6 protein-coding genes are annotated in these 9648 nt (G+C 72.0%); 3 read left to right on the forward strand and 3 right to left on the reverse strand.

The features are described from left to right. Nucleotides 1–147: 147 nt before the first annotated feature. Nucleotides 148–1779, reverse strand: coding sequence for an FAD-dependent monooxygenase (locus ACIOC1_RS16725; protein ID WP_401854966.1), 1632 nt, complete (start codon nucleotides 1777–1779; stop codon nucleotides 148–150). Between the two features lie 303 nt (nucleotides 1780–2082). On the opposite strand from ACIOC1_RS16725, the gene ACIOC1_RS16730 reads away from it, so the two are divergent. From ACIOC1_RS16730 to ccrA, 3 genes are all read left to right on the forward strand, one after another. Beyond that, a complete protein-coding gene (locus ACIOC1_RS16730; protein ID WP_391046433.1) occupies nucleotides 2083–2844 on the forward strand; it encodes an alpha/beta fold hydrolase in 762 nt (253 codons plus the stop codon). A gap of 252 nt (nucleotides 2845–3096) precedes the next feature. Then, entirely contained in the window at nucleotides 3097–5910 is a 2814-nt protein-coding gene (locus ACIOC1_RS16735) for an AAA family ATPase (RefSeq protein WP_401854967.1), read from the forward strand. Between the two features lie 28 nt (nucleotides 5911–5938). Then, nucleotides 5939–7279, forward strand: a complete 1341-nt coding sequence (ccrA, locus tag ACIOC1_RS16740) for a crotonyl-CoA carboxylase/reductase (RefSeq protein WP_355332739.1) — start codon at nucleotides 5939–5941, stop codon at nucleotides 7277–7279. A 245-nt stretch (nucleotides 7280–7524) separates the two neighbouring features. On the opposite strand, the gene ACIOC1_RS16745 is transcribed toward ccrA, so the two are convergent. Further along, the gene (locus ACIOC1_RS16745) at nucleotides 7525–7977 is read right to left on the reverse strand and encodes a nuclear transport factor 2 family protein (protein WP_401306948.1); all 453 of its coding nucleotides are present in this window, start codon (nucleotides 7975–7977) and stop codon (nucleotides 7525–7527) included. 170 nt (nucleotides 7978–8147) lie between these two features. Then, nucleotides 8148–9338: a cytochrome P450 gene (locus ACIOC1_RS16750; protein ID WP_401854970.1), complete on the reverse strand. Its 1191-nt coding sequence runs from the start codon at nucleotides 9336–9338 to the stop codon at nucleotides 8148–8150. Between the last annotated feature and the right edge of the window lie 310 nt (nucleotides 9339–9648).

The following is a 9648-nucleotide window of genomic DNA, read 5'->3' on the forward strand; positions in this document are numbered from 1 at the left end:
CGTATGCGCGTGCCCGGAGGAGGACCGGGGAAACGGGTGTTCGAGTGGGGATCGTCACAAGGGCGTCTCCTCGGCGTGCGCGGGACCTCGCCCGCCCGCCGTCCGGGGCCGCGCGGCCCCGGACGGCGGAGGCGCCGTCGCTCCCGGTCAGCGTGCGAGGGCGGCCAGCCGGTCCCGTACTCCGGACATGTCCCAGCCCTGGGAGCGGTGGGAGATGAAGCGGTCGGGCCGGAGCAGGCACAGGCCGGGGCCGGTGGCCGCGAACGCCTGGTGGCAGGCGCCGTGCCGGTCGCCGAGCAGCGACCGGTCGGGGTCGCCCTTCCCGCGGGTCCGGCTCACCGCGACGACGGTGCCGAAGTCCCCGAGCGCCTCGCGGCCCGCCCGCGTCACCTCCGCGATCCGCCGCTCGTCGTCCTCGTACCCGAGGAACACCAGCAGGGCGTGTTCGCTGCCGCGCAGCCGGTGCCGCAGCGTGGTGAAGCCCGTGCCGTCGTGGACGAACGCGTCGGGGGAGAGGTCGCCGGGGCCGGGGCCGCCCGCGCCGGACCTGCGGGCGCGGTCGACCTGCGGGCTGTGCTCGTAGTCGACGAAGAGCTCGGTGACGCCGAGGGCCAGCCGATGCCGTACGGGAGGGGTCCTGCTGATCAGCCGCAGTGCCTGCGCTCGCAGCGTACGGGCGACCGGGGCGTGCGTCGTGGCCACCTTCGTGGCGCGGGTCGTGGCGTGCAGCACCCGGTCCGCCACCGGACGGCGCTCCTGCTCATAGGAGTCCAGCAGCCCCGCGCCCGCCCGCCCCTGCACGACCAGCGCGAGCTTCCAGGCCAGATTGTGCGCGTCCTGGAGGCCGACGTTCATGCCCTGTCCGCCGACCGGGCTGTGGGTGTGCGCCGCGTCCCCCGCCAGCAGGATGCGCCCCTGCCGGTAGTGCTCGGCCAGCGACTCGCGCACCTCGAAACCGCTCAGCCAGTCCACACGGGAGATCGCGCTGCCGCCGTCGGCGCCGGAGAGCGGGGTGCGCTCGGCGAGCAGCCGGTTGAGCATGTCCTCGTCCGGTTCCGGCGCGTCGGAGCCGGACGGGACATCGGCGATGACACGCCAGTGGCCGGGCTTGGGGAGCGGAAGCAGGACGAGGATGCCGTGGCCGCCCAGCCAGGGATGCAGCCGGTCCTGGGGAAGGTCCCAGTCGGCCGCGACATCGGCGAGCAGGAAGGCGCGGTGCAGATCCCGGTGGTCGCCGGCGATCCCGGCCGTCCGCCGTACGGTGCTGTGCGCCCCGTCGCAGGCGATCAGCCAGTCGGCGCGAACCGTGCGCTCCGCGCCGTCGGGCATCCGCAGGGTCGCGGTGACGCCGTCCGCGTCCTGACGGCACGTGGTCAGTTCGGTGCCGCGCTCGGCGACCGCGCCCTGCCGCCGCGCGGCCGTCTCCAGTAAATCCGCCACCTCCGGCTGCGGGAGGGAGAGCGCGAAGGGGAACGGCGAGCGGATGCCGTCCAGTTCGAGCGGGATGACGTCGTCCGGGCCGGGATGGACGTCGATACGGCGCAGGATCCGGCCGCGGTCGACCGCCTCCTCGGCGATCCCGAGGTCGTCGAGCACCTCCAGGGTGCGGGCTCCCACCACCAACGCCCTGCTCTGCGTGTTCTCCTCGGTGGACCGCTCGATCAGCCGGACCCGCACACCGCGCCGGACCAGCTCCTCGGCGACCAACAGCCCGGTGGGCCCCGCACCGACCACCAGAACCTGGCAACTCGCGCCGCCGTCAACGGTGTTCGCTTCCATCGATCCTCCGCGAGACCTCATGCGTGTCCTGCCGACACGGCCTGGCCCTCGCCTACCCCGTCCCGCCCTCCGCCCGCGCGGCAAATTCGGCCGGGGCCCGACGCGCCACCGCCGCCGGGCGGGCAGCCGGTCGAGCGGTCCTCGCGGATTGCCGGTTTCGGCCACCCCTGCCTCGCCATTTTCCGTTCATAGGGGTGGCGCTCGCCGGATTAGGGGTTACTGGCGAGTGCGGAGCCGAACTAGTTTCGAAACCGCATGCATGGCACTCCTTGGGCACGTTGGGCGGATTTGTACGAATTGGAGATGTGTGTGAACCGCGAGGCATGGTTCAGCCGCTATCACCCAGCTCCGCCCGGAAGTGAACCCCGCAGACTCGTCTGTTTTCCGCACGCCGGAGGCTCGGCAAGTTTTTACCTCCCCGTTTCCAGCGCGCTGCAACCGGATGTCGAAGTCATCGGGGTGCAGTATCCGGGACGGCAGGAACGCAGGACCGAGCAACCGGTCCAGGACCTGCACGACCTGGCCGACCTGGCCGCCGAGGCGCTGGCCCCCATGGTCGACCGGAGGACCGCGTTCTTCGGCCACAGTATGGGCGCGGTCGTCGCCTACGAAGTGGCCCTGCGGCTGAAACGGAACCATGGGGTGGAGCCGACCCGGCTCTTCGTCTCCGGACGCCGCGCGCCCTCCGCCCACCGTCCGCTGCCCGATCCGGTCCACCGGCGGGACGACGCCGGCATCGTCGCCGAACTGCGCCGACTCGCCGGTACCCACGCCGATCTGCTCGCCGACGACGAGATCGTGCGCATGATCATGCCCGCGGTCCGCGGTGACTACCGGGCCATCGAGACCTACGCGCCGCGCCCGGCGCCGCCGCTGGAATGCCCGGTCACCGCGTTCGTCGGCGACCGCGACCCGCAGGTGGAGATCGCGGAAGCGGAGGCGTGGGCGGGGCACACCGCGGGCCCGTTCGACATCGAGGTCTTCCCCGGCGGCCACTTCTACCTGGTGGCCGAGGGGCCGGCGGTGATCGCCGGGTTACGCGACCGGCTCGGCGTGCCGGTGTGACCGATCCGGCGGTGACCGGGTTGGCGGTGACCGGGCCGGCCGTGGCCGGCCCGGATGCGGCCGAGTCGGAGATGGCCGACTTCTTCCGCTTCCTTAACGCGCCGGGGTTGCCCGATCTTCGGAAAGCCGCGATAGAGTCGAATCGGCTTTCGGATACGGTGGGAGTTGGCTGTTTGGGATAGATGAGGATCATCTGTGCCACGGGGTTCACACCCGCAGGCGCTTTGTTGCGTTCCCGGTGTCTTTTGGGTAATGCGAATTGAACGGTTTGAACGGGGGCTGTTCACTGTCGTGGAATTTATTCAGCGTGAAGCGCAGTTAGAGTTTTTGAGCAATTCCTTGCGGGATGTCATGTCCGGCAGCGGGAGAACGGTTCTGGTCGAGGGCGCGATCGCCTGCGGCAAGAGCCAGACCCTGGAATGGGTCATCGACGAGGCGACCAGGTCCGGGGTCACCCTGCTGTGCGCGGCGGGGTCGCCCGCCGAGGCCGGCACACCCCTGGGCGCCGTCTCCCAACTGATGGACGGCGTGCCGCCGTCGACCGCGCCACCGGTACCGCCCGACGGGGCCACCGACCAGGGAACCGGCCGGTTCGCCCGGCAACTCGCCGCGGCCGTGAAGGACATGGCCGAGCAGGCACCGGTGGTCATCGCCGTCGACGACCTCCAGCACGTCGACGCCGAGTCGCTGCGGTGTCTGCTCCAGCTCGCCCGGCTGACCCGGCGCGGACGTGTCCTGATGGTGCTCACCCAGCCGCTGCACGGCGGACCGCGGGACCCGCAGTTCGCCGTCGAGCTGCTGCGTCAGCCCGAGGTGCACCGGCTGCGGCTGCTGCCCCTGGACCAGGACGGTGTGGCCCAGATCCTCGCCGCGTATACCGATCTGCCCGCCGGAGCGGTCAACGCCGCGGAGCTGTACCGGCTGACCGGCGGCAATCCGCTGCTGCTGCGGGCGTGTCTCGAGGACTGCCACCGCGCGGTGGCCCACTGGCCGCCGGGCATCGCCCCGCCGCTCGCCGGGGAGCTGTTCGGACAGGCGCTGCTGACCTGCCTGCGCCGCGGAGGCGAGGACACCTGGGAGGTGGCCGCCGCCGTCGCGGTGCTGGGCGAGGCGGCCGACACCGAGTCCGTCGGGCGCGTCTCCGAGGCCACCTCCTGGAGCGTCGACGAGGCGTTGCAGGCACTGGAGTCCGCGGGCATCGTGGACGGCCCGCGCTTCCGCGACCCGGTGGCGCGGTCCGTGGTCCGCGACAGCCTGGACGCGGCCGAGAGCGGCCGGTTGCACCGCGAGGTCGCCGGTCTGCTCAGGGACCAGGGCGCCCGCCCCTCGGCGGTGGCCGCGCACCTGCTCGCGGGGGGCGAGGTGCCCGGCTCCTGGGGAGCGGCCGTACTGCGGGAGGCCGCGGAGGCCGCGCTGCACGAGGACGACGCCCCGCTCGCCATCGACTACCTGGAGCTGGCCTGCGCCGGGTGCGACGACGAGCGGGTGCGTACGGACATCAGGCTGCGGCTGGCCGCCGTGCTGTGGCGGATCAACCCCGCCGCGGCCGAGGCCAGGCACCTGCCGGAACTGGTCGCCTCCGCGGCCACCACCCGGCTGCCCGCGCACACCGCCGCCGGTCTCGCCGACCTGCTGATCAGCCACGGCCGCTTCGAGGAGGCCCGCGCCATCCTCGGCGGCCTCAAGGCGAGGGCGTCGTCCGGCCAGTGGGGCGCGGCGCAGGCAGCGCTCGGTCAACTGACACCCCTGGCCGGGCAGTGGTGCGGCGAGGGCGGCGACCCCGGGTTGCAGGACCACCCGATATCCGCGGACGCGGTGGCGCATCCGTCCCCCGACGGGTCGCTGCGCTGCCCGGTCCTGTCGCCCGACACCGGCGTGGAGACCTCGGCCGAACGCTTTCTGCGGGTGTCCCCGCTGATGGACGTGACGCTGACGCCGATCGTCAACGCCGTGGTGTCGCTGTACTTCGGCGACCGGCTGGAAGCCGCCGACGACGCCTGCCGCAGATTCCAGGAGGAGGCCGACCGGCGGCGGGCGCCGGGCTGGCGGGCGGTGTTCGCCGGCCTGCGGGCCGACATCGCGTTGCGCGGTGGGCGGCTGGAGGCCGCCGCGCAGTACGCGCAGGAGTCGCTGAACAGCGTCTCCGCCCACAACGGGAGCTTCTTCGTCGGCGGTCCGCTGGCCGTGCTGATCCTCACGCACACGGCCGCGGGCGACTACACGGCCGCGGCCCGGCGGCTCAACCAGCCGATTCCCGACGCGTTGCTCAAGAGCGTCTACGGTCTCGGATACCTGCGGGCACGCGGCCACTTCTACCTGGCCACCGGCCAACCCGAGGCCGCGCTCACCGACTTCAAGACCGCGGGCCGCTTCGCCGTCCGCTGGGGCGTCGACCGACCGGTGCTGCTGCCCTGGCGCACCGACGCCGCGCAGGCCCTGTGCCGTCTCGAACAGCCCGACCGCGCCGAGCGGTTGATCGTGGACCAGCTGCGGATGCCGGACGCGGTGCACCCGCGGGTGCGCGGCGTCACGCTGCGGCTGCGCGCGCAGAGCGTCGACCTCAAGCTCCGGCCGTCGCTGCTGGCCCGGGCGGTCGAGGACCTGCACCGGTCGGGCGACCGGCTCGAACTGGCCCGCACCGTGGGCGTGCTGGGCGAGACGTACCGCGAACTGGGAGAGACCACACGGTCGATCGCCGTCACCCGCCGGGCCCTGCACCTGGCCCGCGAGTGCGGCGCGGAACCGCTGTGCGCGGAGTCCGGGCAGCGGCTGCGGGAGGGCGAGCGGGAACGGGCCCAGGATCTCGCCCCGGCCGCCGCCGCGCTCGCCGAACCGGTCGCCGCCGACGCGCTGGGCGCGGAGGCCGAGGCGAAGCTCAGCGATTCCGAGAAGCGGGTCGCGGCCCTGGCGGCCTGCGGATACACCAACCGGGAGATCTCGGCGAAGCTGTTCGTGACGATCAGCACCGTCGAGCAGCACCTGACCCGGGTCTACCGCAAGCTCAACATCACCAGGCGGCACCAACTCCCGCTGGAAGTGCACATGCCGACCAACGAGATCGCCTGACCGCCGGGTCACAACGGGAGGACCGCTCATGCAGCAGATCATCGACGCCGTGCGCGCGGGTGCCGGAGCCGAGGACTTCCTCGCGCTCCCGGTGCCGGAGAGCTACCGCGGCGCGGCCGTGCTCCGCGAGGAGACCGACATGTTCGAGGGGCTGGAGACCCGCGAGAAGGACCCCGCCAAGTCCCTGCACACCATCGACGTCGCCACCCCGGAACCCGGCCCCGGTGAGGTGCTGATCGCCGTGATGGCCAGCGCGATCAACTACAACACGGTCTGGAGCGCGATCTTCGAACCGCTGCCCACGTTCACCTTCCTCGACCGGTACGCGCGCAGCAGCCCCGAGGCGGCGCGCCACGCGCAGCCGTACCACGTCCTCGGCTCCGACGTCGCCGGGGTGGTCCTGCGCACGGGGCCCGGTGTGCGCAACTGGAAGCCGGGTGACCGGGTGGTCGCGCACTGCCTGAGCGTGGAGCTGGAGTCGGCCGACGGGCACGACGACACGATGCTCGACCCCGAGCAGCGGATCTGGGGCTTCGAGACGAACTTCGGCGGCCTCGCGGAGCTGACGCTCGTCAAGTCCAACCAGTTGATGCCCAAACCCGCGCACCTGACGTGGGAGGAGGCCGCGTCGTCCGGGCTGGTCAACTCCACGGCCTACCGCCAGCTCGTCTCGCGCAACGGCGCCTCGCTCAAGCAGGGCGACGTGGTCCTGATCTGGGGCGCGGGCGGCGGCCTCGGCTCGTACGCCACCCAACTGGCCCTGAACGGCGGGGCGGTGCCGGTGTGCGTGGTCTCCGACCCGCGCAAGGCCGAGCTGGTGCGGGCCATGGGCGCGGAGCTGGTCATCGACCGGGCCGCGGAGGGCTACCGGTTCTGGAAGGACCCGCAGACGCCCGACCCGCGCGAGTGGAAGCGGTTCGGCGGCCGGATACGGGAGTTGACCGGCGGCGAGGACCCGGACATCGTGCTGGAGCACCCCGGCCGGGAGACCTTCGGCGCCAGTGTCTTCGTCACCCGCCGCGGCGGCACCGTCGTCACGTGCGCGTCCACCTCCGGATTCCGGCACGAGTACGACAACCGGTACCTGTGGATGTCGCTGAAGCGGATCGTCGGCTCGCACTTCGCCAACTACCGCGAGGCGTGGGAGGCCAACCGCCTCATCACCAAGGCGATGGTGCACCCGACGCTGTCCACGGTCTACCCGCTGGAGGCCACCGGGGAGGCGACCCGCGCCGTCCACCGCAACGAGCACAGCGGGAAGGTGGGCGTGCTGTGCCTGGCGCCCCAGGAGGGGCTCGGCGTGACCGACCCCGAGACACGTGAACGGCACCTGCCGGAGATCAACCGGTTCCGTACCCCGGTGGGCTGACAACGGCGGCGGGGGGGCCCCCCCCCGCGGGGGGGCCCCCCCGGGGGCCCCCCCCCCCCCGGGGGGGGGGGGGGGCGGCGCCCCACGGCGGGGGGCGGCTACCCCCCCCCCGTGACTGCTCACGCCCACCGGCGGGCGATCACCGGGGTGGGGGCCGGGGGGGGGGGGCGCGGGGGGGGGCGCCCCCCGGGGGGGGGGCCCCGCCACCGTGTCGCTCCGCCCGGCCGGGGGCGGTCAGCGGTCCGTCACTTCCGGTCGATGAGGGTGACGTCGGAGCTGCCGTACAGCGCCATCATCCGGTCGACCAGGCCGACTTCGTTGACGTGGATCGTCATCACGATGTTCACCCGGATCATCTTCTCCTCCGGGTCCTTGGGCGGGACCGGCGGCAGCAGGCCCGACTCGGTCATCGCGGGACCCGCCAGCGGCAGGTAGTTGAAGGTCGAGACCATCGGCACCGACGCCCACTGGCCGTCCTTGGACGCCACCGGCATGGCCGCGTCCTCGAAGGCGCCGGAGAAGACGGCGGCGGCGGCGCGCTGGCTGAGCGCGTGCAGGCCGTGCTGCTCGCCGTTGCCCACCGGGTCCTCGAAGGTGCAGTCCTCGGCGTAGAGCTGGAGCAGGCCCTCCACATTGCCGTCGTTGATCATCCGACAGTGTTCGAGAATGAGCCACTTGGCCCGTTTCTCGTCGGTCATCGTGGCTGCTCCGATGGTCGGGAGGGCGGTGGGACGGGCGGTCGGGGAAGGGGTGGGACGGGAAGTCGGGAGAGGGATGGGACGGGAGTTCGGGAGAGGGGTCGGGAAGGCGTTCGGTCGGCCGGGCGCAGGGCGAGGGCCGTCGGGACCTGAAGGGGAGGCCACGGCGGTCACGTGTGGACGACCGACACCGGCAGCGACTTCACACCGAAGAAGTTCCGGTCGTAGAACTCCAGCGGCTCGCTGCGGTCGAGCCGCACGTCCTGGTAATGGTCGAGGAGGAGATTGAGGGCCACGCGCCCCTCGAGCCGGGCCAGCGGCGCACCGATGCAGAAGTGGATGCCCTTGCCGAACGCGACGTGCGCGTTGGGCGTACGGGTGATGTCGAACCGGTCCGGGTCCTCGAACTGCCGCTCGTCGCGGTTGGCCGACGCCAGCCACGGGATGACGATCGACCGCTCGGGGATGACCACACCGCCGATCGGCACGTCCCGGGTGGTGTACCGGCCGGTGATGGTGAACGGCGGCCGGTAGCGCATCACTTCCTCCAGCGCGGCCGGGATCAGCGAGCGGTCGGCGCGCAGCGCGGCGGCTGCCTCCGGGTGCTCCTCGAAGCACAGGATCGCGCTGCTCAGCATCATCGTCGTGGTGATGTGCCCGGCGATCAGCAGCAGCCGGGCGAAGTTGACGGCCTCCTCCGACGACAGCGGCTCGCCGTCCACCTCGCTGGTGGCCATCTTGCTGAGCAGGTCGTCACCGGGACGGGACCGCCGCTCCTCCAGCATGCCGTCGAGGTAGTAGTCCATCTCCTCGATCGCGGTCCGCAGGCGCTCGTAGTTCTCCGGCAGGTCGATGCCGACGATCTTGGCGGCGATGATGCGGTCCGCCCAGTGCCGGAAGATCGGCCGGTCCTCGGCCGGTACTCCCAGCAGCTCGGCGATCACGATCACCGGCAGCGGATGGGTCAGATGCCGCACCAGGTCGAAACGGTCCATGCCGTCGGTGGCGCCGAGCAGTTCCCGGCCGATCTCGGCGATCCGCGGCTCCAGTTCGGCCACGGTGCGGGGCGTGAACACCCGGCTGATCCCGCGCCGCAGATGGTGGTGCTCGGGCGGGTCGATCTGGGCCAGGTCACCGCGGGCGATCTCCGCCGCTTTCGGTGACACCGGGGTCGGGTCGGAGGAGAAGTCCTTCTGGTCCGACAGCACCCGCTGCACGTCCGCGTACCGCAGGACGTGCCAACTGCCGCTCTCGTCGCGGAACACCGGATGGTCGTCGCGCATGCGGCGCAGCCACGCGAACAGTTCAGCGCCGCCGTCGGCGGCAGACGGCGGGCTCAGCGACACAGCGGAATCGGTCACGCGAGACTCCCAGCGTATGACGCGCGGCGTGCGGATGCGGCCGTGGCCGGACACTTGTTTCACGCCGCGAATGAGGAATTATTCCGAATTTCATCGCCCGTGGACGGTAACAGCGTGCGGCAGTGGCTCAAACCCCGGAATGGGTATAGGGGGTGGGGGCCGTGTTTTAGGGGGTACCCCCGCGGGGGCAGGGGTCGTGCGGTCAATGACCCCGGTTGACTGGCCAGTTGAACGCTGATGGGATCGATTACCGGTCCACGTCCGTCCTGTCCGCAACCACGGATGACGGCGCGGAGGGCGACAATTCCGA

The organism is Streptomyces sp. NPDC088197 (genome assembly GCF_044741185.1).
In the GTDB taxonomy this organism is placed as follows: Bacteria; Actinomycetota; Actinomycetes; order Streptomycetales; family Streptomycetaceae; genus Actinacidiphila.

Coding starts and splice junctions, on each gene's coding strand:
- ACIOC1_RS16745 (WP_401306948.1), bottom strand. CDS start 7,977: ATGACCGACGAGAAACGGGCCAAGTGGCTCATTCTCGAACACTGTCGG.
- ACIOC1_RS16735 (WP_401854967.1), top strand. CDS start 3,097: ATGCGAATTGAACGGTTTGAACGGGGGCTGTTCACTGTCGTGGAATTT.
- ACIOC1_RS16730 (WP_391046433.1), top strand. CDS start 2,083: ATGTGTGTGAACCGCGAGGCATGGTTCAGCCGCTATCACCCAGCTCCG.
- ACIOC1_RS16725 (WP_401854966.1), bottom strand. CDS start 1,779: ATGGAAGCGAACACCGTTGACGGCGGCGCGAGTTGCCAGGTTCTGGTG.
- ccrA (WP_355332739.1), top strand. CDS start 5,939: ATGCAGCAGATCATCGACGCCGTGCGCGCGGGTGCCGGAGCCGAGGAC.